Below are 24,458 nucleotides of genomic sequence, written 5' to 3' on the forward strand. Positions count from 1 at the left end.
TATACTTTTTCTTAATAATTTTACGAGAAATTATTACCCTCATCCAGCGGATGCCCTATTTCCTTCGGATAGGAAATGGCAAACTTAACTACGCGCTTTGCCAATGCTTCTAAATTAGAAACGTCAGAGGCTTCCGTAATATCCTGAACACAACCTCTGTTGTTGATAATTTTAATATTATTATGTTGTATGTCATAAGCACTGTTTTGAATAACTTGTGTATACACGAAGTAGTCAATTTCGCTGTCTTCCAAATCAAAATGAGCTTTCACTTTTCCCCGTACCAAATCTACTTCCGTTTCCAAAAAAGGCGTATTTCTAAGTTCTGTACGTGGAAGGTCTCTATTCATCAATTTCCGACAAAGTGTGCGCAATATTTCGTCTTTCTCATTTACCCATTCTTTCAAAGCCGACATAATATCTGTATCGTCTAAGCGCGTAAACCATTCTAAATGACGAGGATCTTCTAAGAAATTATGATGATTAATTTTATTTGTCAAAAAATGGCGCAATGCCGTTGTCGCAAATAAGGTGTGTCCCTCTGTCGCCAGCTCCTTAGCACGATACAGAATCTTAATAAGCATCTGTTCTGCACTGATGACGGTTTTATGTAAATAAACTTGCCAATACATCAGGCGGCGGGCGATCAAGAATTTTTCCACAGAATAGATTCCCTTTGCTTCCACGACCAACTCACCCTGTTCAACATTGAGCATCGTAATGATGCGGTCAAAAGAAATAACGCCTTCCGAGACGCCTGTAAAAAAGCTATCCCGGTTGAGATAATCCATACGATCCATATCCAGTTGACTGGAAACTAGTTGATGAAAAAATTTTCTGGGATACTGATCGTTAAAAATAGTAATTGCTAAAGACAACCCGCCATCAAATTCTTCGTTCAGTTTGTCCATCAATAACAACGAAAGCATTTCATGAGATACACCTTCAATAAGCGTATGTTCTAACGAATGTGAAAAAGGGCCATGGCCAATATCGTGCAACAATATCGCAATCAGCACAGCCTCTTCCTCGTCGGAGCTGATGGGGACATTTTTATTACGAAGTGTATCAATGGCTAATGACATGAGATGCATCGCACCAATGACATGTTGAAACCGCGTGTGAAGTGCCCCGGGATACACCAAATGCGTCATGCTCACTTGTTTGATAAAACGCAGCCTTTGCAGGTATGAATGTTGAATAAGGTCGAAAATAAAGGCCGACGGAATAGTGACAAATCCGTAGACAGGGTCGTTAATTATCTTTTTCTTATTCAACTTTACGCTATGATGTTAATTATTATCATTAAATTTGAGACACGAACGAGAGCTTTCAACAGCACAACTACATTGTAGCCTCAAAGAGTTCAAAGGTAATTTATGTATGCGAGGACAAGCTCTTTCTACTTCGACATAGCAGTTCATCTCTCTTTCTTTTGCCGTTGGTGCTTAAGCGCTTTCGGGTGTCTAAATTAAACGCAAAGATAAGGAGAATGAAGTTAATTAATGTTAAAAATAAATGATACAGAAGATACATATATTGTGGGCCGATGACGAAATTGAGTTTTTGAGGCCACATATCCTATTATTGGAAGAAAGAGGCTACCGGGTCAAAACCGTTAATAACGGTAACGATGCGGTGGATGCTTTTCAGAATGAACCTTTTGATTTGGTTTTTCTCGACGAGAACATGCCAGGTAAAACGGGTCTGGAAACGCTTGCCATATTGAAAACCATCAACCCTGCCATTCCTACGGTATTGGTAACAAAGAATGAGGAGGAACATCTGATGGAAGATGCGATAGGTTCCAAGATTGATGATTATCTAATAAAACCTGTCAACCCCAAACAAATCCTCTTGACGATAAAAAAGTTCACTGAAAATAAACGTCTGGTCAGTGAAAAAACCTCCATGGCTTACCAGCAGGAATTCCGGAACCTAGGAATGACCATTAATGATGACCTAAATTATAAACAGTGGATAGAGGCTTATCGTAAACTGATCTATTGGGAGCTTTCCTTGCAAAAGTTGGAAGATGCCGGCATGCACGAGATTCTTACGATGCAAAAGGCAGATGCCAATACACTTTTCTCTAAGTTTATAGAAAAGAATTATCTGAATTGGATACAAAATAAGGAAGAAGGACCAATTTTGTCACATCAGCTATTTAAAAACAAGGTATTTCCACAGCTTGACAAGGAACGTCCTACTTTTTTCTTCTTGATTGATAACTTGCGGTATGACCAATGGAAGGTAATAAACGAAGCCATAACAGATTATTATCGATTAGAGGAGGAAGACGCCTACTACAGCATCTTACCTACAGCCACCCAATATGCAAGAAACGCTATTTTCAGTGGCTTAACACCGTTGGAAATGGAAAAAAGATTTCCCGATCTTTGGCAAAACGATGATGATGAGGGAGGTAAAAATTTATATGAAGATAAATTTTTAGCTGATCAAATCAGCCGCATCTACCGCCGAGATTTAAAACATTCGTATCATAAAATAATCACGCTAAGCCAAGGTAGAGACGTTGTTGAATCGCTGAATAACCTCATGCAAAACGATTTAAATATTTTGGTTTACAACTTTGTTGATATGCTTTCGCACGCACGAACAGATATGGCGATGATTCGAGAATTGGCAAATGATGAGAGGGCCTATCGTTCATTAACCTTATCCTGGTTTGAGCACTCTCCGTTATTAGAAGCTTTAAAGTGGCTTGCGCAGCGGAATGTACGTGTTATCATTACAACCGACCATGGCACTATACGGGTAAAGAAACCAAGTAAGATTATTGGTGACAGAAATACAAATTCTAACTTGCGGTACAAACAAGGAAGAAATTTGAACTATAAAAACAAGGAGGTCTTTGTGATTAAAAACCCACAGGATGCACAACTTCCCAAACTTCATGTGAGCTCTGCATTTGTGTTTGCCAAAGATGACTATTTCTTCGTTTACCCGAACAACTACAATCATTTTGTCAACTATTACAACGAAACGTTTCAACACGGTGGGATCTCTTTGGAAGAGATGATTATCCCGTATGCAGTTTATACACCCAAATAATGCTTTTATGACAATCACCGTAAACAATCTTCAAGAATTGGACGCGGCGGCAAAAAAAATACTATCTGGTTTTCCAAACGATAGGATTTTTTTGCTTTGCGGCAACATGGGAGCTGGGAAGACAACGCTGGTCAACTCGTTTTGCCGGGCTTTAGGCGTATCGGATAGTACGAGCAGCCCGACGTTCTCTATCGTTAATGAATATCGTTCTCCTCACGGCCCCATATATCATTTTGATTTCTATCGCTTAAAGCATGAAGAAGAGGCATTAGATATGGGTTACGAAGAATATTTTTATACAGATGCCTATTGTTTCGTAGAATGGCCGGAAAAAATCCCCAATCTCCTCCCGGAAGAATCCCGACAGATAACCATTACCGTGTCATCACCAAGCAGTAGGATCATTGTTGTAAAATAATTTTCTTCTTCATGCAACCTTTCCGCGATCGCCATCGTCTTTTTAATAAAGACTAATCTGAAATTGGATAACATGAACTTAGATACCTTATGGAATGCCTGTCTAGCGGGAAACCGCAAAGCACAGTTTCAATTGTATCAAACTTTATCCGGTCGAATGTTTGGCGTTTGCCTACGTTATGCACAGCATGAATCGGAAGCAGAGGAAATCCTCCAGGCGGGGTTCATCAAAGTGTTCACAAAAGGGCAGTTATTTGACAATAAAGGTTCATTAGAAGGCTGGATTCGCAAGATCATGGTCAACACAGCCATCGAACTACACCGAAATAAGAGCAGACATTCTTTTGAGTCACTTACGGATGATTATCCAGTGGTGGATAGTCGCTCGAGGAGCGACGAAAACCTACGGTATAAAGATCTGTTAACTATGGTAACAGAACTTCCTTTAGGTTACCGAACGGTCTTTAACTTATACGTGATTGAGGGTTACTCACATAAAGAGATTGCACAAATGCTGTCCATTAGTGAAGGTAACTCTAAGTCACAGCTGTCTAGAGCACGGCAATGGCTTAAAGAGAAATTGATGAAAATTGAAAATATCGGGTTATGAACGATGAAGAACTAGACAAACTATTCAAGGAGCAACTGGAACATCATCCTGTTCCTCCAAGAAAGGACAATTGGCATCAAATTGAAAGCCAATTAGATCAAGAAAAGGCTGTACCTGTCAGAAGACTAGGCTGGGTAAGTTATGCAGCAATCGCTATTGGGTGTCTCAGCCTGGTTGCATTATTATATAAGATTATAACCCAACCTACGCCGGCACTTGACGTACCGATCATCGCACACAAGGAAATATCATCACCGCCGACAAGCACGGTGCAAGAATTATCCAAATCGATTCAAACTGACATCCCTGTCGCAAAACATGCTGAGCAACTGAAGGAACAAGAAGTAGCGAAGACGGAAACGTTCGTACTAGAGGTTTCAGCTCCCGAACAAAAAAATGATGTAAATGAACTTCTACCTCGAGTGGAAGAAAATCGTTTGGAGCTAGTGGAACTAAAACCTGCTGATCTTTCATTGCCTCTGACAGCCGGTCTTCATATTGATGATAAAGCCCCGCAGGAGTATACTATTAGTATTCCACCTATCGCTCCGCTAATTGATAGCCCGGAAACAGAAGAAAGTATGTTAGCGTCCACTCGAAAACCAGCGGAAGGTATAGTACCTGGCATCTTGAACAGAATATCCGATGCGTTAAACCCTACTGATAATGCAACCTTTCAATTTAGCAAAGATGAAGAAGGATTTCTTCGTCTAGATATAGTCAATAGTTTAGTAAAAAACCGTAATAAAAAAAGAAGATAATTCATTATGAAGAAGAATTTATTAGTTACCGGATTAGTTGGTATAGCCATGCTTTTCGCTGCACAATACTCCTTTGCTCAAGAAGATGAAGGGAATGACACTGTCACTAGAAAAATAGACCTCGAACCAACTTTAGGGAAAAAAGATTATGATGAGCGTGGTAAAGTAATCAAATACCCCCGTGTATTTGGTGGTCTCACTTTTACCCGTATAGATTGGGGGTTTTCTCGCCTTATGGACGATGGGAGCTTTACATTAGGAGAGGAAAATCAATTTTTGAAATACAAGAAAGCGTCCAATTTTGGATTTGACGTCGCTCAATTTGGCCTTCGCTTTAATGATGCTTTCAAAATGTACGTATCCGCGGGGTTTGAATGGAATTATCTCCGGTTAAAAAATGATATTATTCTAAACACGGAAGCGACCCCGCTGGCTTATAGCCCGTCTGACATTACCTATAAAAAGAACATCTTTACATCTACCTATCTCCGTACACCACTGAGTTTCGAATGGCGGGGACGCAGAAACCATCGCGGTCACCGACCTAAAATTGCTTTTGGCGCTATGACGGGCATTCTGCTCAAAGGGACTCAACGATTCAAAAGTGAAGAACAAGGTAAACAAAAGTTCAAGGACAACTACAATTTAGCAAGCTTCCAATATGGCGCATTTGCACGAGTAGGATTTGGATCACTGGGTATTTTTGCTAAATATTACATGAATGATATGTTCGAGAATAGTCCTAATCAAGAGAATTTAAATAATTTCACTTTTGGGCTGACATTAGGGTTTTAACGCGAGTAATAAATCGTTACTTTTGTGCCACACAAGATTCAGTATTCTCTATGGCACAACAAAACTCTTCTTGTCAATATATCCCGACCGACCAACAAAAGATGGGGGTGCCCCTTATCTATGGCGAAAATCTTTCCCACATCTTCCATGCGAAACAGGATGTTGTCGCAGTTGATAAGGTTGATTTCGGTATCGCTGAGGGAAAGATCACGGCTATCATCGGAGAATCGGGGAGTGGTAAAAGCACATTGTTAAAACTTATTTATGGTGTATTAGAGCCTTCTTCGGGGGAAGTTCGTTATCGTGGGTGGTTAGTTCCTACGCGAAAAGATAAACTTATTCCGGGGCATGATGCCATGAAGTTAGTATCACAAGGGTTTGATGATCTGAATCTGTATGCGAAAGTTTGGGATAATATCGCATCCCAATTACCCAACACCAATCTTTCGCTGAAAGAATCTAAGACACGTGAAACGTTGGATAGACTAAACATCCTTCACCTTGCTCAACAACGCGTGGCTGATTTGAGTGGCGGGGAAAAACAACGTGTGGCTATTGCACGGGCTTTGGTAAACGAGCCGGAAGTTTTACTCATGGACGAACCTTTCAACCAGGTGGACGCCGCATTTCGAGATGCTTTACAACAAGATATTCGTCAAATCGTAGAAGACACAGGCCTTACGGTACTTTTGGTTTCCCATGATCCTACGGAGGTCCTCGCTATGGCCGATGAATTAATCGTCATGAAAAATGCAAAGATAATTGAACAGCATTCTCCGACTAAGCTTTATTACGAACCTAACCACAGCTATACAGCACAACTTCTGGCAAAGAGTAATATATTATCTTCGGACCAAGCGGCTCTCTTGGGCATCTCATCAAACCATACCATAGGTATCCACCAAGAGGATGTTACCTTTGCGGAAAATCTGCGAGGCACATTTCATGTAAAAGACATACGTTTTCGTGGCTTTTACAAAGAATTGATATTAAGTGACGGGTCGCTTACGTTGCATGCGATTCTACATCCTTTATCCAATATTGCCATTGGCAGTAATGTCGAGATTCATATCAAAAAATATATTACGTTCGTTTAAGACTATCCGACTCTGTTTCCAATATGGGTTCGGTGAGTTAATCATTTCACATCTTTTAGCCACATAAACATGGCTTCTGACCATTTTCTAGCATCGGTTTTATTATGCAATCCAAAACCATGTCCACCCGTGTTATAAATAAAGATTTCATTGATTATCCCGATGTTATCTAATGCTTCTTTATAACGTAATGCATTAGCAATGGGCACTGTCTTATCATCTTCGGCATGTACCAAAAAAGTAGGTGGAGTTTTTGTGGACACTTGCTTTTCCAAAGAAAAATAAGTAAGATCATCTGTACCGGGTTGCTCTCCTATCAAATTTATCTTAGATCCTTTATGCGTAATCTCATCATCCATCGAAATAACTGGGTAAATCAATACAGAAAAATCAGGTGCTAAGTCAATTGTATTCTGATTCTCAATTTTCACATCATCAAAATGGTTTGATAATGATGATGCTAAGTGGCCTCCGGCTGAAAACCCTATTACGCCGACCCTGTCGAAGTCATAATGTTCCCTAATATATTGCATACTGCGTTGCGCATCTTGTAAAGGTCCTATCTTGCGCACGTTCATGTTCTCATCCTTAGGCAAGCGATAATACAGTACAAAAGCACTATAACCCTCCTCATTAAACGCCTTGGCTATTTCATGTCCTTCGTGGTTAATAGCCACATGGGAGTATCCTCCTCCAGGGATCACCAATACAGCCTGTTTCGCACTAGGCAACTCATATTTATACAAAACCGGAACATTTTCTTCTCCCAAGTCTTCTGCAGATTTTGTCGCATTGGGGATTTCGGCATATAAAGCAACTTTCTCCTGTGCTAACGTATAATAATTTAATAACACCACAAATAGTATAGAATAAATAAACTTCATTTTTTTATTGATTAGCTACGATAATTAAATCCAAATCTTTTGATGGTAAGTTAAACTTTTCTCCAATGTCCTTATTCGTCAACATGCCTTGATAAAGATAGATCGCACTGCGAATACATTTATCAGACCATATCATATTGTTCATGCCTCCGCATTCTCCAATCTGTAGGAGCAGGGGTGTCATAATGTTTGTGAGGGCGTAGGTTGCGGTACGTGCCACACGCGACGCAATATTAGGAACGCAATAGTGTATCACATCGTATTTCCGGAATACGGGTTTGTCATACGTGGTCACTTCGGAGGTTTCGAAACATCCGCCTTGATCGATGCTCACATCAATCAGCACAGAGTTGGGTTTCATTTTAGAAACGGTATCTTCCGAGATGATACAAGGAGAACGGCCATTCTTTGCTCGTACAGCGCCTATAACGACATCACAAGACCGAACGGCTTTATTCAATACAATAGGTTGTATCACGGAAGTAAAAACACGGCTACCGACATTATTTTGTAATCTACGCAACCGGTAGACAGAACTATCAAATACTTTAACCTGAGCTCCGAGCGCAATAGCAGCACGAGCAGCATATTCTCCTACCGTACCTGCTCCGATGATGACCATTTCTGTCGGAGGAACGCCTGTAATACCACCAAGCATCAGGCCTTTTCCATCAAAAATATTGCTAAGATACTCCGCTGCAATAAGCACAGAGGTTGCGCCTACAATTTCACTCATGGCACGGACAACGGTTAGGTGTCCACCTTCATCTTGCAAGTATTCATAGGAAACCGCTGTGATTTGTTTTCGCATTAAAGCTTGTAATATGGGTAGTTTCATGAGTGATGGTTGATGAGAGGATAGCAATACCTGCTTACTTTTCATCATATTCACCTCTTCTAAGGTGGGGCTTGCGATTTTAATGACGATATCGCATTGAAATACCTCTTGTTTATCATGGCTAATCCTCGCACCTTGTTCACTATAATGTGTATCTAAAAAGTTTGAAGCTTCACCAGCTCCCGACTCTATGATTATCTCATGACCGTATTCAATGAGCAATGCAACAGATAGCGGTGTTAGAGGTATGCGTTTCTCCTGAAATGATATTTCTTTTGGTACGCCTATTTTTAATGCGTGCCGACTTTTGCCCACACTTGCCAATGCTTCTTTCGGTTGAAATATCGCCTTATGGGCAATTTTTGACATATCGTTCATGCTACAATCATATCTGTTTTTTAAGCTAGTGAATTTAAATATTATTCTTGATATTTCCGGAATAAGATTCATAAATCCACTTTTTTTCATATTTTTACAGCCTATGTAAAAAATTGTCAATGCAAAAGTTTCCCGTTTTTAATCAGATTGGCATTGTTCCGAGATGGACCATTTTTATTTTTGACCTAGCCATTGCAGCTATAGCTTTTGTATTCGCTTACGGCTTGTTCCATTCGTTCAATATACGAGCATATGCACAATCAGGCTTTGCCATCGAATTGATTTACTGTTTGGGGATCACTTCTTTTTCTTTCTTGATTTTCAAACTCTATTCGGGCATTGTACGCTATACCAGTGCGGTTGATTCTATCCGAATTTTGTCGACGTTACTTTTCAACGTCATTATTCTGTTCGCCATTAAGTTGATTATGATTGCGAGCAATATTCCTACACTGATCCCGACTAATGTCATCATCGTCTATAGCTTGTTCGCTTTTACAGGTTTAACAACCTATCGAACATTAATCAAAATTTTTTTTCAGTATAATAAAACCAAAGCTTCTGATAAGAAAAATGTTATAGTATATGGTGCGGGTGATTTAGGTATAGCAGTAAAGCGTACATTCGACCATGACCTTAAGTCCAGTAAATATATCGTTGCCTATCTCGATGACGACGAAACTAAAATCGGCAAATATATTGATGGCATCAAAATTTTCAGCTCGACGGATCTTGGAGGTTTGATTAATAGATTGGCTATTGATGAATTGATATTTGCGTCGCATAGGATTAGTTCCGAAAAGAAAAATCAGGTCATTGATATATGTCTGGAGCAAAAGATAAACGTACTCACCCTGCCTCCTGTAAGCGAAATCATCAATGGGACAGTCTCGCCCACGCAGATCACAAAAGTCAAGATCGAAGACCTATTAGAGCGAGCCCCTATCAAATTGAAAAATGACTCTCTACTAGAACAATTGAGAGGAAAACGTATTTTGGTAACGGGCGCCGCAGGCTCTATCGGAAGTGAGATTGCTAAACAGCTTGGATATTTCGAACCGCAACTCATTATCTTATGCGATCAGGCAGAATCTCCCTTACACAACCTACATTTAGACTTGCAGGAGCGGTTTAAGGGCCAAGCCTATCAAGCTTTCATCGCAGATGTAAAAAATGAAGAACGGATGCGCACACTGTTTGAGACATTTAAGCCTCAATATGTTTATCACGCAGCAGCTTATAAGCACGTGCCCATGATGGAAAGCCATCCTATCGAAGGCGTGCGAACGAATGTATTGGGTACATTTACATTAGCGAACCTAGCAGTTGAATTTGACGTATCAAAGTTTGTTTTTGTTTCTACAGACAAAGCCGTCAATCCCACCAATGTGATGGGAGCAACCAAACGTATTGCTGAAACGTATGTACAGTCCCTAAACAATAATTTAACGGAAAATCACCCCAATGCGAAAACCCGATTTATTACAACACGCTTTGGAAATGTTTTAGGATCAAATGGCTCTGTTATCCCACGTTTCCGGGAACAGATAGAAAAAGGTGGGCCGCTTACGGTGACTCATCCTGAAATCACCCGCTATTTCATGACTATTCCCGAAGCCTGTCAATTGGTTATCGAAGCAGGATGCATGGGTAATGGCGGTGAGATATTCGTATTTGACATGGGCAAATCAGTCAAAATTGTTGATCTTGCCGAAAAAATGATTAAACTATCAGGCTTTATTCCTTACCAAGATATAGATATTAAGTTTACGGGGTTACGCCCGGGTGAGAAACTGTACGAAGAATTACTTAACGACCTTGAAAACACACTACCTACCCACCATCAGAAAATTATGATTGCAAAGGTCCGAGAAAATAATTTCTCCTCAGTTGGCGAACAAATCAACCGTCTTTTTGAAAGCGTTAAAACGAATAACAATGTGGAGATTGTTCGCCAGATGAAGGCAATCGTTCCCGAATTTAAGAGTCAAAACTCCATCTATGAGCAACTCGATGGTGAGATGTCAATAAAAGACAAGTAAAATACGATAGAAAACTTGTAATAAAATTTTAAAAGTGTAATTTTGCGTTCCATATTTATTATACGATAATAACAAATGTCAAATAAAAACGTAAATCAAGCTGAACCTAAAAAATCATCAGGTTCATTTTTTCAGGACAATCAAAAAAGCATTACCTTTATTATTGGCGGTATTATTCTTTTGATTTTACTGTATTTAGGTTATCAGCGACTATACTTAGCTCCTCGAGCAGAAAAAGCAGCAAATCAACTATATAAAGCAGAAGAATATGCTGCAATTGACTCTCTACAAGCCAAAGCTATTGAAGGGGATGGATCGTTCTTAGGCTTCAAAGAGATTGCAGAAGAATATTCCAACACGAAATCTGCGAATATCGCAAACGCTTATTTGGGAGGGCTGTACCTTCGCCAAGGCAATTTTCAAGAGGCGATAAAATACCTTCAAAAATATTCGGATACCGGAAGTGATATTTTAGATCCGTTGGTTGCTGGTTTAATCGGAGATGCTTACTCGGAGTCTCAAGATTATAAGAGCGCTGCCAATCAATACAAAAAAGCGGCACAAAAAAGTAAAAACACGTATACAACACCGCTCTTCCTTAAAAAATTAGGCTTGGTGTACGAAGCTTTAGAAGATTTTAAAAATGCAGAACAGACTTATCAATCTATCAAATCCGACTATCCCAATAGTCCGGAAGCGAATATGATAGATGGCCTTATAGCCCGCGTACAAGCAAAACAGCAATAAGAAATAATCCATTAGGATATACAGGCTGCTTATTTTTTGTAAGCAGCCTTTTTTATTTATCTTTGCACCCATGTCTAGTAGCATGAAGAATTTGTCAGACTTCTCACATATTGAAGTTGGCAACGCGAAGGGTTTGAAATTCGCAGTCGTTGTTTCTCAATGGAATGCCCAAGTTACGGGAGCTTTGTTAGATGGTGCGCTGCAAGGGTTACAGCAACACGATGTGGCGGAAGAGGATATCGATGTTGTCCAAGTTCCGGGCAGCTATGAATTAATTTCCGGAGCTGATATAGCACTTCGCAACAAATCATTTAATGCAATAATCTGTCTTGGTTGTGTCATCCAAGGCGAAACACGGCATTTTGATTTTATATGTGACGCCGTAGGCAATGGTCTCGCTAACGTCGCTATTAAACACAATAAACCCGTTATTTTTGGCGTATTAACAACGGATAACCTGGAACAGGCTTTGGATCGAGCAGGAGGAAAACATGGCAACAAGGGAGAAGAAGCCGCCATTACAGCAATTCAAATGGCACTTATTAGTAAAAGATATTAGTGATTGTTGCTTCATCTTAAAAATAGGAGTCAACTATGAGAACATTCCTAACAGCAATTATTACCGGTATCCTTTCGATTTCGTGTGTGACCATACAGGCACAGGAAGAACAGGAAGCAGGTAAAATACTATTGAAAGGAATCGGTGGAAAGGACAAGTGGGATAGTACAAACTATATTCTCTTTACGGCAAATGGGAACGATGCCAAACACTTTCGAAACACTCGAAAGTTCCTTATCAATACCAAGTCCGGGCAAGCGCGTTTCGAAGGTAAATCCAACGACGGGAACAATATTGTTTCGCTGTTCAACTTTAAGACCGGCAAACTAGCTAAGTTTTTTGTCAATGGCAATGAAGTAAAACAGATGGATTCTGAAACAAATGAGCTTTTTACCAAAATCAACGAGCAGTTCAAAAAAGATGTTAATTTTCTTTTTCTGCCCGCTTTAATTGAGCAACCCGAAACAAAAACAGGAAAAATATCTTCCAAGATTTTAAATGCAGAAAAATTACAATCGCTTCCCTTTCAGTTAAAAGGGGGATTGTCAGGCGAAGTATTATTTAGTGGCGAAACGGGATGGATTAAGCAGTTTGTCGATAAAGAGGGCCAAACGTATCTTGTAAATGGCTATAAAGATATTGGTGGCGGGCTATTTCTTCCTACCACCTTTAGAAACCTAGAGAATAGCGAAAAAAGCCTTTTATTCTCTACTGTAGCTGCATTTACGGAAATGGAAGAATCGAGGTTTTCGATCCTGTAATATCGCTATTTCGATTTAATAACAGAGACAGTGCCATGACGCCCTGTTTTATCTATTACCGTAAATTTGTATGTTTTTCCTGCTTCTAATGAGACTGGTTCGCTGTATTTTGAGCTTTCTCGTGTAGGAATGTTTCCGTCAACGGTATAGTAAACATCAAATCCAGGATATTCGGTATTTGCATATAGCTTACCCTGCTCCTCTCTAACACCTACCGCAGGTAATCTAAACTTTACAAAAGATTGTATTTTAGGCAGCTCTTCCTTCCCTACTTTATTTAAGAAGGAGCTATAGTCCTTATTGAATGGTTTGATATCAAACTTATTTTCATCTTCGTAAGGTTTACGTGGAGACCAGGCCCGTTCAGCGAGTGAAAAAAGACGTGGAAAAACCATGTAGTCCAACCGCTCTTCTGAAACAATCGTTTCCGCCCAGGTCCCTCCTTTTATACCCACCAGGTTGGATTTTCCCTTTTCATTTAAACGTACTTTATGACTAAAATATCCTTTCTCATACTTCGCTCCGTTTATACTATATGCTATAGAAGCAAAGAAATGCTCGGGCAAGAATGTATACGATTGATAGAGGTCAGCATAAGATGCCCATCGTAGCCCCGGCTCTTCAAATACGTTATCCCACGCCATATCAAAATAATTATTATTGGCGCTGATATAAACGGTCGGGTATCCGGCATTAGCCAATCGGTAAGCAAGGTCTTCCTGTCCGCCACCTATCAGGTTGTTCCATACATCTAACTGAATATTAGATGAAGCTAACCCCGGATTGACTTCCATACCTTTGCCTTTGTTCATCATACCCATTTCTTCCCATCCCACTAATTGCAAACCTTTTTCCTGACACAACGCGTTAACTTTCTTAATATAGTATGGCCATACATCATACACAGAAGTCGTTCCTAAACTGTCCATCAACATTTTAATTTTAGGAGATTTCTCCCAGGCGCCTTCCGGAACCTCATCCCCTCCTAGCGACACTTTTCTCAATTCCAAATCCGCACTGGCATACATAGATTTGAACTCATCCAACACAACGGAGATAAACGTATATACCGAGGGCAAGGCCACATTCATGACATTATCATTCCAATATTGCGCGGAACTATATACGGATTTATCTTCAAAATCATGCAATAAGTATCGCTCGGCCTCTGCTTTATCTCCTTTCTCTATATACCGATGATAGCGTGCTTCCATCGCCTTAATGGACGCACGGGCGTGTCCTGGTGTTTCTATTTCAGGCACTACCGTGATGTGTCGTTGTTTAGCGTAACGCAGTATCTCAACGAAATCTGCTCTGCTAAGATAATGATCAGGTGTCCCCGCAGCTCCAGAGCCGTAAGTAGGTTGAAGGCCTTGGTGCTTACCAAACAGTGGTGAGCGATTTGCTCCTATTTCCGTTAGTTCCGGTAAGGTGGAAATTTCAATCCGCCAACCTTCGTCGTCGATAAAATGAAGATGAAAGGTGTTCAGTTTATACCTAGACATCAAATCTAAATATTTCAAAATCGTTTTCTTATCTTTAAAATTTCGGGAGATATCCAACATAAACCCTCGGTACGTGTAACGGGGCTCATCCTTTATCTCCACATGGGGAAGTGAAATTTCCGATGCTGCAAAGGAGGGCACATCAAGTAAAGAGCGTAATGATTGTAACGCATAGAATACACCAATTCCTTCGCTCGCTTCGATATGTATTCCACGGTCATCAATTTTCAATCCATAAGCTTCTTTTCCATATCCCGGAACATGACGAACAGTAAACTGTGATTTTTCAGTTCCTTCGACAAAGCGTACTCCTGGGAATTGATCTGCAAATGTCATTAGGTTTTCCATTTCTTGTTCAAAAACGCTATCCACCCAATAGGTGATTGCATTTGCTAACTGGAGTTTATCTTTACCTTTTTTTAGATATTTTGGTGTCGGCAAGATAAGATTGGCATCTTCTGTCACTTGACGCTCCCTATTCTTGTCATATAATGAGGACCAATGCATGCGACGCTGCTCATTCGTAACAGGAAGTGGGTTTACTTCGACGTCTACCGCAAAGAATGTTGACATATCTTCTCTATGTTGAAAATAAACACCATTCGGCACTGTCGAAATATTGAATACAGGATATTTGGATACATAACTTACTTGTAAAGAATCTTGCGGTTTGATGTATAGGTCATCATTAAACCGTACCCGAATCAAATTCCCGTTTCCTGACAAAATTTCGTAATCGGAAGTTTTTTTATTCTCGACAGGGAAAAGAGCGGTAAACCAAAGATCATGCTCATTTAATCGAATTTTCGTTTGACCGATATTTTTTAACATTAAATTTAGCTCTTGGTTATCTTGCCCATTATAGTGCTCTCCCGGTTTCCATTTCAATGTAATAGTACTGGAATCTAACTGGGCTAAAGCAGCGGAGGATAACCCTATAAATCCCAATAAGGTAATGAAACTAAATATACGTTTGAATGGTATCATAAATTCTTAAATAGTTAACCGTCTAAAAGTACCGTTTTTTTTATGAAAAGTACTTGTGTTTAGCACGTTTTGAAATAATCTGCAAACTGATTAGCGCCTTTTTTTAAGAAAGGAGTATAATTTTTTGAATTTTATTTTGCACAATAAATAATCATTTCTATATTTGCACACCGAAACACAAAAACGGCCCGTTCGTCTAGGGGTTAGGACGCAAGATTTTCATTCTTGAAACAGGGGTTCGATTCCCCTACGGGCTACACACTTAAAAGTTAAAACACACTAAAACGCTGTAAATTAAATATTTACAGCGTTTTTTATTTTATTGGCATCTACAAATCTTTCAATTTTTCCCAGCAAAAAATACACGAATCCCATAGAAGAAAAGATAATTTCTTACACGCTTTCCTTCGGTAATGGGACGTCGTCCTTTTCCTTACTGTACCTTTCCATGATTACGGCGACCAGCGCATCACCTGTAATGTTTACAGACGTCCGTAGCATATCCAACGGCCTGTCAACGGCAAATATCAACGCTATACCGGCCGGACTGACACCTATGGATTCTAAAACGATAACAAGCATGAGGAGACCTGCTCCCGGAACCGCTGCCGCGCCGATGGAGGCTAATGTGGCCGTAAGAATTACGCTTAATTGTTGGCTAGTTGTTAAGTCGTATCCCATCACTTGGGCGATGAAAACCGCTGCTACCGCTTGATAAAGACAGGTGCCATCCATATTTACGGTGGCGCCTATTGGTACAACAAAGCTCACGACATCCTTCCGAACGTACAGATTATTTTCGACACAATCCATAGTAACCGGTAATGTTGCTGCACTGGAACTAGTAGAAAAACCGAGCAATTGCGCCGGAAAAATCCCTTTGAAAAATTCCTTTGGTTTCATCCTACCGAAGAAATAAACAAATAGCGAATACACGCCGTACATAATGATTAACAACCCCAATACAACGGTAAACGAGTAAGCCCCTAAAGCCTTGAAAACGTCAAAAGACGGAGCCTCTGCAATCAGTGCAACCATCAGTGCAAACACACCATAGGGTGCTGCCAACATAATCAAGTCAACAATTTTAAGTACAATGGCATTCCCCGCATCGAGTACTCTCTTAAACGCTTCCACTTGATTGATAGGCAACATAATCATCGCCACGCCAAATATGATACTGAAAAATATAATCTGGAGCATGTTACTATTCGCTGAAGCTGATTCAAAAATATTCTCGGGAACAATATCGATAAGCGGCTGTAGAGGCCCTCTAGCCTGCTCAATAGCCGTAACCTCGTCTACCTTCTCTTGCACCTCCCCTCCAAAAGATATCAGCATTTCTTGTCGGGTTTCCTCGGAAATAAAACCACCAGGCTTAACAAGGTTGACTAACCCTAAACCTAATGTAACGGCAATAATCGTTGTGGCAATATAGAAACCGAGCGTACGTATCCCCAAACTGGAAAGCTGTGTTACATCCTTTAAATCGGAGATGCCTTTAATTAAGGAAACGATGATAAGGGGGATGGCAATTAATTTCAGTAGATTTATAAAAATGGTTCCAAAGGGTTTAATCCAATCGATGACAAATTCTTTGCCTCCAACAAACTGAATACACAATAGTCCGACTAGTATACCGCCTAGAATACCTATCAGTATTTGCCAATGTAAAGCTATTTTCTTCATTATTTATTTAGGGTTAAGCGTAAAACTTACTGCAGTTTACCAGAAAAACCCTAAATATAATATAACCTTACGGATTAAAGAAGTTTTTAATTACCTGTTTTCCCATCTTTTGAAGTTTTCGGTTCCAAAGGTCGATCGGTAGGATCATTGGGCATATCGTTCAATTGTTCTGCCTGTGGATCTACTCCAGCTTCTCCATCACCATCTTTGGTACGCGTCGTCTTTTTGATGACTGATCCAAGTTCTTTATAAGTATCCCCCTCTTTTTTCTTCTTTTTTTCTCCCAGACCTGTCTTTTCGTTTTCTACTTTTGTTGCCATAGCTATTTCTATTATAAGGTTTCTGTTGAATTCTCCTCTACGGGTTGAGAGGGGCTGTTGGACTCTGATCTTACTTGCAGTGATTTGGCTTGCTCCAAATGACCCCTCAGGGTCGGTACCTTTTCAGCAGCCCACTGCCTCATTTCCTGATCGTTTAAATTATTAGCCGCATCTTCAAATAATGCAATAGCGCTTTCGTGTGTTTTAATCATAACGTCCTTGAACGCATTATCAAAATCAGCACCTGACAGTACAGATAACGACTTTAATATCGAAGCTTGATTTTCTTCCAGCCCATCCGGTAGGGACAACTTTTTGGCTGCAGCAGCCTCTTGCAATTCCTCTAACACCTTAGTATGGTCATTTATCAACATTTGACCATATTGTTTGAAATCGTCTTTTTCTGACTGCTTTAAAGCGTGAGTTCCCAATGCAATTTCGAATTGATTCGAACCAACCGCTTTCGTTAAGAAATCCTGTTCCTTACTATTTTCCTGTGCAAATACACAAGGTAAAAATAGAATAATCATGCCTAGCACGATGAAACAATATTTGAGATATTTTTTCATCTTTCTCAATTTTTAATCATGTCCTTGTGTTTTTACAATTTTATTGTAAATGCCAAAAAGCAAAAAAGGAGCAACCCACTGGCCAACAAACAACGCTGTGTGTTTATGCCCCATGCATTTCAATGTAGCAGACGCTGCCATAGCCGTAAGGGCGACACATAAATATACCTTTGATGGAACCCGAGCTGTTTTGTTTTCAATTTCCTTCGTCATTTCTCCTTCTTTTGCTTTGACGCCTTTTTCTAAATTTTCCATGTTATTCTTTTTTTTTTTTAAACCATCTATTCATTCTGTGATTCCTATTTTTTATCACCTATCTACGTATACATTTTCTATCACTGTAAACTACCAGATTACGATACACGTCTGTCATAATAAAAGGATTATATCTCCAAATAGTTGGCTAAAAATTAAATACAGGTATTTCACGCCGCTCAAATACGTACCTCGCACCCGAGCTCGTATTTATTTTGTTTTTGGGATTTAATACGGAAACAATCCCTGCCAACAGATTGTTTACTAAATACGATGAGGAAAAAAATGAAAACAAAATATGGAACAAAAAAAATAAATAGATGAAAACAATTATCATTACAACCGATTTTTCGGAATCGGCATTAAACGCAGCTCGATACGCCACAAAATTGGCAAAATCCATAAATGCAAATCAAATTGTACTTTATCACGCCTATGACAATTTGCCTGTCGGCACAGATCTCCCCATGACAGACGTAGTCCCTTCCCTTATAGAGGAACAAAGCTTTTCTAATTTAAGGACTGTACAAGCGGAATTGGAACAGGTGCTAGGAGAAGATAGCGGGGTAGGTATCCATTTGATAACAAATAATTTCCCATTGTTACGTGGAATTGAAGGACTTGCTGAAGAATGGCATGCTAACCTAGTTGTGGCAGGAACAACGGGAAGGGGTAACTTAGAACAAGTGCTAATTGGCAGCAATACCGTCAACCTAGCTTCCTCCTTGAAACTGCCGTTACTTATTGTTCCGGCGGATGCTGACTATGAACCGATCCAAAAGGTTGTCTTTGCTTGCGACTTAAGAAAAGTATCGCATAGTACGCCTATTGCCGAAATCGGCCAATGGCTAGAAAGACTGGGGGCAGAATTATTGGTATTAAATGTTACCCTAGAACGAAAACGTGCAAACCCCGACACGATTATGGAGCAATATAAAATGCATGCTTTATTGGATGTTTACCAACCGGAGTACCATTATACAACAAGTGATGATATTGCAGAAGAAATAGAAGATTTTGCAGAAGATCATGACGCGGGATTAATCGTTACAATCCCGAAATCGTATGGTTTCTTTGAGCGGTTATTTCGTCGGAGTGTAAGTAAGCAACTTATCAAAAAATCAGATATTCCTCTCCTACTTCTTCGGGAAAAAGAGGAATAGAAAATCCCATGTAAATCTATTATGTGAATATAAAGGTTAAGGGTATTTATTATATTTTTCAGGTATTTATCACGGCAACTATATTGAACTGAAAGCGGTTCAATTAATACATCAATAAAGAAAAACACAATGAAAACAAAAAACCTTTTTGCTGTGAAAGGACAAGGTCCGATCATAGCTTTCGCACTAGTAGATCCAACATCCGATCCCGTCACTCCAAATCGTGGAGGAGAAGGAAATGTACCTGAAGAGGAAATTATTCCTGATGATGAGAGAGGCGTGGGAAATCTTCCCCCAGAACAACCTGATGTAGACCCTCTTGAACGGGAAGAACCCGAATTGGATGAGATAGAGGAAAATCAGCCCAATGAGCAACCGGACATTGACCCTCTTGAAGCACCCCATCCCGATATCGACGAAATCAATCCGGATGCGGAGCCCGAAATCAATGAGCTGTCCACTCCAGAACCCAATATTAATCGCGATCCTACGGTCGAACCGGGAACGAACCCCATGGGGTGAGTTTTAGCTCGAGGATATCTTGACTCCTCGAGCATCCATGTCTTTTTTAAAGGATTCTAAAAATCGGCTCCGAAAACGTTCAATATAGCGAACGTGTTTAATCCCTACTTGAATGGTAAGTTGATAGCTATCAGCTGTAATTTCCTTTGTAAATATTTTCGTCGAAATAGATCGATCTATCTCATCAAAGCTTGCAAGTTTTATTTTCAATTCTTTTTTAATATCTTCAACAGGAATAGTGTTATCCACAGTCAATTTCAAATTGACACGAATATCCGCGTCTCTGAACGTCCAATTGACCAATCTTCCCGAAAGCAGGTCGCCATTGGGTATAATCACACGAGCTCCCTCATCGGTCAGTAAGGTACTGGAACGGATCCCAATCTCCATCACCTGTCCTTTTTTATCCGCAAGTTCGACATAATCACCAATCTTGAAAGGTTTTTCGAAAACCAGAATAATACCCGACACAAAATTGTTGATGACATTCTGTAATCCCAATCCTATTCCGACACTTAGTGCTCCGATAATGACCGTCAATTTATCTATCCCCAGGCCCAATATGCTAATCCCTAGCAAAAATCCGATGACGATAATAAGCAATCTGAATAAGGGAAACAAAGTCATCTTTCGAACCTGCAATTCGTCTTTAGGAGACGTATCGTCTAACAAACTTTTTAAATTTTTCTGAAACCAATTTGCTAACCAGATAACCGCAAGGGCAAGCAAAAGATTGGCATAAGCAAACGTAAGGCCTCCAATTTTATGCTCTGTCATGAGCAAACGTTCCAACAAAGAACTTGCTTCACGGACGAGGTGAAAATTGTTTAATAATACCAACACGATCAACACGACGGCACAAAAACGGAATAAACGATCAAAACTCAGCAGCATCCGCTTCAAATCGAAACGCCGAAATAAAGCTTCAGGCTTCACCTTGTTATATTGTTGTTCGATGTCATGAAGCAACATTTCACGTACGGCACGTAACGCAATGACCTGCAGCAATCCGATACCTGCCGCCAAACTCCACATACGTGCAAAACTGACATACCCCATTATATTCAATACAACGGCAAGAAAATACCCTAGTATAATCAGCCAACGGGCATATCGATGAATATACCCTATCGGATTATCAATATCTGTTCGGCGTCCCATAAACCAAACTACGGCGATACTTAAGATGTTGGCCAATATAGCATAAGCTTTCGTCCACCACAAGGTTGATAAAAAAAGATTCGCGCTTATCAGTATAATATAGGAAACGAAAATCAGTCCCAGTACCCTCCGCTTAAAGGTGGAAAGCTCTTGGTAAAGGATAATGTAAAGAAAAACAAAAACGAGTAAATAGCTACTTTCCAGAATAAGGACAGGTACAGAAAAGGACGCAAACGGTAATAACACCAAAAAGAGTATGCATGCTTTTAAAAATGGGATCCATAACGGCTCGTTCTGATATAATCTAAATTCCTCGTCACCCTGCTCTGTTTTCCGCCCCAATTTATACATCCAATAAAAATAAAGCAAGCTTATTAAAATCAAAAAGAGGCGACTACTCCACGCCGGATAGTCAAAAAATCCGGAAGAGGAGCCATCCTTTCCTAAATTAGATTGCACTACTCTCACCATATGCCGTCGAACAGGATTCATCTCAACGGTAGCGGAATCTACGGCGATAGTCCCGATCTCTGCTTGTTGACGACTAATCCATCTTTCCAAATAAACGACATCGCCGATCAGTCTTTCATAGCCCCGAATCAGCGGCGGCAAGGTGTCTATCAAATCTTTCGCTATTTTTTTGATAGAATCCGTTTCTAACAATTCTTCCATAACCAAACTGTCTGCTTCAACCTGCACTAGTTCAGGCGTGGACAACCAGTTCGTTCGAGCGGTCTTAATCTCGTAAATATATTGTGAAATCTCTTTCTTTGCTGCTCCCAGAAAAACTAATGTACTATCTAGCTCTGTGGAATCGGGTGCTGTGCGTTCAAATAAAACGCTCTTTTTAATACTATCTACGGTAGTTGAAAAGGTATCCTGCACCTGCTTCCAATAATGCACCTGTGCTTGTTTCTCTTTCCAGATGAATTGTTGGGAATAAAAAAGTGAGTCTTGGGAGTGCGCCACGGGGTGAACAGTGCTGTACAGCAATAATATCAAAAGCCGTAGCAGCCATTGTAGCAACTTTCTATTCTTCTCTATTTTAATCATAATTATACAACAACTTATACTGCTCAAACGTTTACCCCATTATTTGATTTATAAGTGTTCCCTATATAAAATATGACTATTTATCCCGAAGCAAGCTGGCCACCTTATTCTCCAACTCATCTAAATCAAATGGTTTGGCTAAATATGCCTCTGCTCCGGCTTGTTCTGCAAGTGAGCTTACGTCATTGTTTGCCGAACAATAAATGACTGGAATATGTTTAAAATTAGGTTCGCTTTTCAGTATTTGCGTGGCTTTTACTCCTCCAATATTAGGTATCCAGTTGTCCATAATAATCATATCGGGGCTTACTTCTTTAACCCGTTCCAAAATATTATGAGAGGTTTCAGAAATTTCTACTTGGTATCCCGAGGCTTCGAGAACTATCGTAAAAACATCCAAAATATTTGTATCATCATCAAATACAAGTATTGTTTTGTTCTTCATAGTGCTATAAAAGTTAATAGTTCGTACTTAACTGATTGATAAAGGAGGCCATTTCTTCTGGCTTTAAAACAGTGTCAACTTGCAAATTAAGAAGGGCTTGTTGAGGCATATAGGCTATCTCAGCGGTATCGGGATCCTGAACAAGTACAGTACCTTGTTGTTGGGCTATATAACGTAAACCTTCCAAACCGTCTGTATTAGCACCCGATAGCAATAGAGCGACAGTATGTTTCATATATATTTGAGCAGCAGACTGAAAAGTAACATCAATAGAGGGTCTGGAATAATTGACTTTCTCAGAACAATCCAAAGATACCATCTGCTTATTTTCAAATAGAAGATGATAATCTGCTGGCACTAAATAAATATAATTTGCTTTCAACGTCATTTTATCGTACGCTTCTTCTACCGGCAAACGACTACGAAATCCCAGTAATCCTTCCAATATACTTTCCGGATGCGCTTTGCGATGAACAACCACCATAATAGGAAAAGAAAGGTGATCGTTAAGATGAGGCAATACCTCCAAAAGGACGCTAATGCTTCCCGCAGAACCCCCTATCAATAAAATTTCTGTTGTTTTTCTATTCATCATGCATACTAGGATATTTTTTTCCAAATTCTATCCTCATTCCACTGTTTATATCGTTGTTCAATATTGGAGAACCGAAGTGTCTCTTTGGCTCCCAATGCCAAAAAACCAAATGGTTGAAGACTATCGTCAAAAAGCTTAAATACCTTGTTTTGAAGATCCTTATCAAAATAAATAAGGACGTTTCGGCACAAAATAAGCTGGAATTCGTTAAACGAAGAGTCAGACACCAAATTATGTGTAGAAAATATCATTTTACTGCTTAAACCGGAATGAAATTTTGCCACGTCATACATCGAAACGTAATAAGAAGAAAAATCCTTTTCCCCACCAGACAAAATGTAATTCCTAGAATACTGTTTCATTTGGTTTAAGGGAAAGATACTTTTGGATGCCTTTTCGAGCACACTGGGGTTGATATCGGTAGCGTAAATCAACGTTTTTTCAAATAAATTCGTTTCCTTTAACAATATCGCCAAGGAATACGCTTCCTCCCCCGTAGAACAACCCGCAACCCAAATACGAATGAACGGATATGTTCCTAAAATGGGCAAAATATGATGGCGTAATGTAGCGTAAAAATGGGGGTCTCTAAACATCTCGGTCACATTGACCGTTATTTCTTCAATAAAACGTGACAGATAAGCCCCATCATGAATAAGCCTATACCTTAATTCTGCAAAGCTTGCGAACTTATCGAGCATACATATTCTATTGAGGCGTCTTTTTAAAGATGCCTTACTATATTGTGTAAAATCATAACCATACAAATGAGAAATATCCTTTAACAACATTTCCATATCATCATTCTTCACGATATCCAGCTCGATCATCTTATAAAAATTCCTCTATGACTTTCATTAATTTATCCACATCAATTGGCTTCGCGATATAATTATCTGCTCCCGCAGCTAGACATTTTTCTTTATCGCCACTCATAGCATTCGCTGTGACGGCAATAATAGGAACGCTTCCGTATACGTCTGAACGTCGAATCTGCTTTATGGCTTCATACCCATCCATTTCAGGCATCATCATATCCATCAAAACTAGGCCTATTTCAGGATTGGAATGCAATAGCTGTAAACCTTCCATGGCATTTGGGGCAGACAAGAACCTATATTTTCGAGCTTTCAACGTTAATTGCAAAGCGAAAATGTTCCGGTTATCGTCATCTATCAGCAAGATTACCTTTTGCGTCTTCATCGTCATATTTAGTTCCAACGTCATTAT

25 protein-coding genes and 1 tRNA gene are annotated in these 24,458 nt (G+C 39.7%); 13 read left to right on the plus strand and 13 right to left on the minus strand.

What is annotated here, in order from left to right; all coding sequences use genetic code 11:
- Positions 1–20: 20 nt before the first annotated feature.
- Positions 21–1,277 (minus strand): HD domain-containing protein, encoded by a 1,257-nt coding sequence (locus tag FXV77_RS15515; RefSeq protein ID WP_148920153.1) that lies wholly within the window; start codon positions 1,275–1,277, stop codon positions 21–23.
- A gap of 244 nt (positions 1,278–1,521) precedes the next feature.
- Here FXV77_RS15515 and porX point away from each other — a divergent pair, with 244 nt between their 5' ends.
- The 6 genes from porX (at position 1,522) to FXV77_RS15545 (ending at position 6,755) form a co-directional block, all read left to right on the plus strand.
- Positions 1,522–3,075 (plus strand): T9SS response regulator signal transducer PorX, encoded by a 1,554-nt coding sequence (gene porX, locus FXV77_RS15520; protein WP_148920236.1) that lies wholly within the window; start codon positions 1,522–1,524, stop codon positions 3,073–3,075.
- Positions 3,076–3,082: 7 nt separating this feature from the next.
- Positions 3,083–3,493, plus strand: a complete 411-nt coding sequence (gene tsaE, locus FXV77_RS15525; protein ID WP_148920154.1) for a tRNA (adenosine(37)-N6)-threonylcarbamoyltransferase complex ATPase subunit type 1 TsaE — start codon at positions 3,083–3,085, stop codon at positions 3,491–3,493.
- Between the two features lie 72 nt (positions 3,494–3,565).
- On the plus strand, positions 3,566–4,102 hold the full coding sequence (locus FXV77_RS15530) for an RNA polymerase sigma factor (RefSeq protein WP_187444156.1): 537 nt from the start codon (positions 3,566–3,568) through the stop codon (positions 4,100–4,102).
- Positions 4,099–4,863: a hypothetical protein gene (locus tag FXV77_RS15535; RefSeq protein WP_148920156.1), complete on the plus strand. Its 765-nt coding sequence runs from the start codon at positions 4,099–4,101 to the stop codon at positions 4,861–4,863. Before FXV77_RS15530 ends, FXV77_RS15535 begins: the two co-directional genes overlap by 4 nt.
- 6 nt (positions 4,864–4,869) lie before the next feature.
- Positions 4,870–5,658 (plus strand): outer membrane beta-barrel protein, encoded by a 789-nt coding sequence (locus FXV77_RS15540; RefSeq protein WP_148920157.1) that lies wholly within the window; start codon positions 4,870–4,872, stop codon positions 5,656–5,658.
- A gap of 50 nt (positions 5,659–5,708) precedes the next feature.
- Positions 5,709–6,755, plus strand: a complete 1,047-nt coding sequence (locus tag FXV77_RS15545) for an ABC transporter ATP-binding protein (RefSeq protein ID WP_148920158.1) — start codon at positions 5,709–5,711, stop codon at positions 6,753–6,755.
- A gap of 41 nt (positions 6,756–6,796) precedes the next feature.
- Here the strand turns inward: FXV77_RS15545 and FXV77_RS15550 are convergent, their stop codons facing one another.
- Positions 6,797–7,639: an alpha/beta hydrolase gene (locus tag FXV77_RS15550; protein ID WP_148920159.1), complete on the minus strand. Its 843-nt coding sequence runs from the start codon at positions 7,637–7,639 to the stop codon at positions 6,797–6,799.
- Positions 7,640–7,643: 4 nt separating this feature from the next.
- Complete coding sequence (locus FXV77_RS15555) at positions 7,644–8,855, minus strand: alanine dehydrogenase (RefSeq protein ID WP_148920160.1); 1,212 nt, start codon at positions 8,853–8,855, stop codon at positions 7,644–7,646.
- Positions 8,856–8,974: 119 nt separating this feature from the next.
- Here FXV77_RS15555 and FXV77_RS15560 point away from each other — a divergent pair, with 119 nt between their 5' ends.
- From FXV77_RS15560 to FXV77_RS15575, 4 genes are all read left to right on the plus strand, one after another.
- Positions 8,975–10,897: a polysaccharide biosynthesis protein gene (locus tag FXV77_RS15560; RefSeq protein WP_148920161.1), complete on the plus strand. Its 1,923-nt coding sequence runs from the start codon at positions 8,975–8,977 to the stop codon at positions 10,895–10,897.
- Positions 10,898–10,972: 75 nt separating this feature from the next.
- The gene (locus tag FXV77_RS15565) at positions 10,973–11,644 is read left to right on the plus strand and encodes a tetratricopeptide repeat protein (protein ID WP_148920162.1); all 672 of its coding nucleotides are present in this window, start codon (positions 10,973–10,975) and stop codon (positions 11,642–11,644) included.
- A gap of 70 nt (positions 11,645–11,714) precedes the next feature.
- On the plus strand, positions 11,715–12,203 hold the full coding sequence (ribH, locus tag FXV77_RS15570) for a 6,7-dimethyl-8-ribityllumazine synthase (RefSeq protein ID WP_148920163.1): 489 nt from the start codon (positions 11,715–11,717) through the stop codon (positions 12,201–12,203).
- A 35-nt stretch (positions 12,204–12,238) separates the two neighbouring features.
- Positions 12,239–12,964, plus strand: a complete 726-nt coding sequence (locus tag FXV77_RS15575; RefSeq protein ID WP_148920164.1) for a hypothetical protein — start codon at positions 12,239–12,241, stop codon at positions 12,962–12,964.
- Between the two features lie 5 nt (positions 12,965–12,969).
- Here FXV77_RS15575 and FXV77_RS15580 read toward each other — a convergent pair whose 3' ends face one another.
- Entirely contained in the window at positions 12,970–15,456 is a 2,487-nt protein-coding gene (locus FXV77_RS15580; RefSeq protein ID WP_148920165.1) for a family 20 glycosylhydrolase, read from the minus strand.
- Positions 15,457–15,641: 185 nt separating this feature from the next.
- Here FXV77_RS15580 and FXV77_RS15585 point away from each other — a divergent pair.
- Positions 15,642–15,713, plus strand: a tRNA-Glu gene (locus FXV77_RS15585).
- Between the two features lie 136 nt (positions 15,714–15,849).
- Here FXV77_RS15585 and FXV77_RS15590 read toward each other — a convergent pair.
- From FXV77_RS15590 to FXV77_RS15605, 4 genes are all read right to left on the minus strand, one after another.
- Positions 15,850–17,145 (minus strand): dicarboxylate/amino acid:cation symporter, encoded by a 1,296-nt coding sequence (locus FXV77_RS15590; RefSeq protein ID WP_148920166.1) that lies wholly within the window; start codon positions 17,143–17,145, stop codon positions 15,850–15,852.
- 86 nt (positions 17,146–17,231) lie between these two features.
- Positions 17,232–17,465 (minus strand): hypothetical protein, encoded by a 234-nt coding sequence (locus tag FXV77_RS15595; protein WP_148920167.1) that lies wholly within the window; start codon positions 17,463–17,465, stop codon positions 17,232–17,234.
- 11 nt (positions 17,466–17,476) lie between these two features.
- Complete coding sequence (locus FXV77_RS15600; RefSeq protein ID WP_148920168.1) at positions 17,477–18,034, minus strand: DUF4142 domain-containing protein; 558 nt, start codon at positions 18,032–18,034, stop codon at positions 17,477–17,479.
- Between the two features lie 12 nt (positions 18,035–18,046).
- Positions 18,047–18,289 carry a hypothetical protein gene (locus tag FXV77_RS15605; protein ID WP_148920169.1) on the minus strand — a complete coding sequence of 81 codons (243 nt, stop codon included), beginning with the start codon at positions 18,287–18,289 and terminating at the stop codon, positions 18,047–18,049.
- Positions 18,290–18,609: 320 nt separating this feature from the next.
- Between FXV77_RS15605 and FXV77_RS15610 the strand changes: the two genes are divergently transcribed.
- Together FXV77_RS15610 and FXV77_RS15615 are read left to right on the plus strand one after the other, a co-directional pair.
- Complete coding sequence (locus FXV77_RS15610) at positions 18,610–19,452, plus strand: universal stress protein (RefSeq protein ID WP_148920170.1); 843 nt, start codon at positions 18,610–18,612, stop codon at positions 19,450–19,452.
- Between the two features lie 129 nt (positions 19,453–19,581).
- Positions 19,582–19,974, plus strand: a complete 393-nt coding sequence (locus tag FXV77_RS15615; protein WP_148920171.1) for a hypothetical protein — start codon at positions 19,582–19,584, stop codon at positions 19,972–19,974.
- 3 nt (positions 19,975–19,977) lie between these two features.
- On the opposite strand, the gene FXV77_RS15620 is transcribed toward FXV77_RS15615, so the two are convergent.
- From FXV77_RS15620 to FXV77_RS15640, 5 genes are all read right to left on the minus strand, one after another.
- A complete protein-coding gene (locus tag FXV77_RS15620; RefSeq protein WP_148920172.1) occupies positions 19,978–22,188 on the minus strand; it encodes a mechanosensitive ion channel family protein in 2,211 nt (736 codons plus the stop codon).
- 76 nt (positions 22,189–22,264) lie between these two features.
- On the minus strand, positions 22,265–22,633 hold the full coding sequence (locus tag FXV77_RS15625; protein ID WP_148920173.1) for a response regulator: 369 nt from the start codon (positions 22,631–22,633) through the stop codon (positions 22,265–22,267).
- A gap of 13 nt (positions 22,634–22,646) precedes the next feature.
- A complete protein-coding gene (locus FXV77_RS15630) occupies positions 22,647–23,228 on the minus strand; it encodes a chemotaxis protein CheB (RefSeq protein ID WP_246162485.1) in 582 nt (193 codons plus the stop codon).
- Positions 23,229–23,233: 5 nt separating this feature from the next.
- Positions 23,234–24,058, minus strand: a complete 825-nt coding sequence (locus FXV77_RS15635; protein ID WP_148920174.1) for a CheR family methyltransferase — start codon at positions 24,056–24,058, stop codon at positions 23,234–23,236.
- 1 nt (position 24,059) lies between these two features.
- Positions 24,060–24,455: a response regulator gene (locus tag FXV77_RS15640; RefSeq protein WP_246162486.1), complete on the minus strand. Its 396-nt coding sequence runs from the start codon at positions 24,453–24,455 to the stop codon at positions 24,060–24,062.
- Between the last annotated feature and the right edge of the window lie 3 nt (positions 24,456–24,458).

The sequence above is a fragment of the Sphingobacterium phlebotomi genome, assembly GCF_008180195.1.
GTDB classification, from domain to species: Bacteria; Bacteroidota; Bacteroidia; order Sphingobacteriales; family Sphingobacteriaceae; genus Sphingobacterium; species Sphingobacterium phlebotomi.

Excerpts from the sequence above, each read along its gene's own strand:
- FXV77_RS15620 (WP_148920172.1), bottom strand. The coding sequence starts at position 22,188 with ATGATTAAAATAGAGAAGAATAGAAAGTTGCTACAATGGCTGCTACGG.
- FXV77_RS15615 (WP_148920171.1), top strand. The coding sequence starts at position 19,582 with ATGAAAACAAAAAACCTTTTTGCTGTGAAAGGACAAGGTCCGATCATA.
- FXV77_RS15540 (WP_148920157.1), top strand. The coding sequence starts at position 4,870 with ATGAAGAAGAATTTATTAGTTACCGGATTAGTTGGTATAGCCATGCTT.
- FXV77_RS15555 (WP_148920160.1), bottom strand. The coding sequence starts at position 8,855 with ATGAACGATATGTCAAAAATTGCCCATAAGGCGATATTTCAACCGAAA.
- FXV77_RS15625 (WP_148920173.1), bottom strand. The coding sequence starts at position 22,633 with ATGAAGAACAAAACAATACTTGTATTTGATGATGATACAAATATTTTG.
- FXV77_RS15530 (WP_187444156.1), top strand. The coding sequence starts at position 3,566 with ATGAACTTAGATACCTTATGGAATGCCTGTCTAGCGGGAAACCGCAAA.
- FXV77_RS15640 (WP_246162486.1), bottom strand. The coding sequence starts at position 24,455 with ATGACGTTGGAACTAAATATGACGATGAAGACGCAAAAGGTAATCTTG.
- FXV77_RS15535 (WP_148920156.1), top strand. The coding sequence starts at position 4,099 with ATGAACGATGAAGAACTAGACAAACTATTCAAGGAGCAACTGGAACAT.
- FXV77_RS15580 (WP_148920165.1), bottom strand. The coding sequence starts at position 15,456 with ATGATACCATTCAAACGTATATTTAGTTTCATTACCTTATTGGGATTT.
- FXV77_RS15635 (WP_148920174.1), bottom strand. The coding sequence starts at position 24,058 with ATGATCGAGCTGGATATCGTGAAGAATGATGATATGGAAATGTTGTTA.
- FXV77_RS15565 (WP_148920162.1), top strand. The coding sequence starts at position 10,973 with ATGTCAAATAAAAACGTAAATCAAGCTGAACCTAAAAAATCATCAGGT.
- ribH (WP_148920163.1), top strand. The coding sequence starts at position 11,715 with ATGTCTAGTAGCATGAAGAATTTGTCAGACTTCTCACATATTGAAGTT.
- FXV77_RS15560 (WP_148920161.1), top strand. The coding sequence starts at position 8,975 with ATGCAAAAGTTTCCCGTTTTTAATCAGATTGGCATTGTTCCGAGATGG.
- FXV77_RS15545 (WP_148920158.1), top strand. The coding sequence starts at position 5,709 with ATGGCACAACAAAACTCTTCTTGTCAATATATCCCGACCGACCAACAA.
- FXV77_RS15605 (WP_148920169.1), bottom strand. The coding sequence starts at position 18,289 with ATGGAAAATTTAGAAAAAGGCGTCAAAGCAAAAGAAGGAGAAATGACG.
- tsaE (WP_148920154.1), top strand. The coding sequence starts at position 3,083 with ATGACAATCACCGTAAACAATCTTCAAGAATTGGACGCGGCGGCAAAA.
- FXV77_RS15595 (WP_148920167.1), bottom strand. The coding sequence starts at position 17,465 with ATGGCAACAAAAGTAGAAAACGAAAAGACAGGTCTGGGAGAAAAAAAG.
- FXV77_RS15610 (WP_148920170.1), top strand. The coding sequence starts at position 18,610 with ATGAAAACAATTATCATTACAACCGATTTTTCGGAATCGGCATTAAAC.
- FXV77_RS15575 (WP_148920164.1), top strand. The coding sequence starts at position 12,239 with ATGAGAACATTCCTAACAGCAATTATTACCGGTATCCTTTCGATTTCG.
- FXV77_RS15590 (WP_148920166.1), bottom strand. The coding sequence starts at position 17,145 with ATGAAGAAAATAGCTTTACATTGGCAAATACTGATAGGTATTCTAGGC.
- FXV77_RS15550 (WP_148920159.1), bottom strand. The coding sequence starts at position 7,639 with ATGAAGTTTATTTATTCTATACTATTTGTGGTGTTATTAAATTATTAT.
- FXV77_RS15600 (WP_148920168.1), bottom strand. The coding sequence starts at position 18,034 with ATGAAAAAATATCTCAAATATTGTTTCATCGTGCTAGGCATGATTATT.
- FXV77_RS15630 (WP_246162485.1), bottom strand. The coding sequence starts at position 23,228 with ATGATGAATAGAAAAACAACAGAAATTTTATTGATAGGGGGTTCTGCG.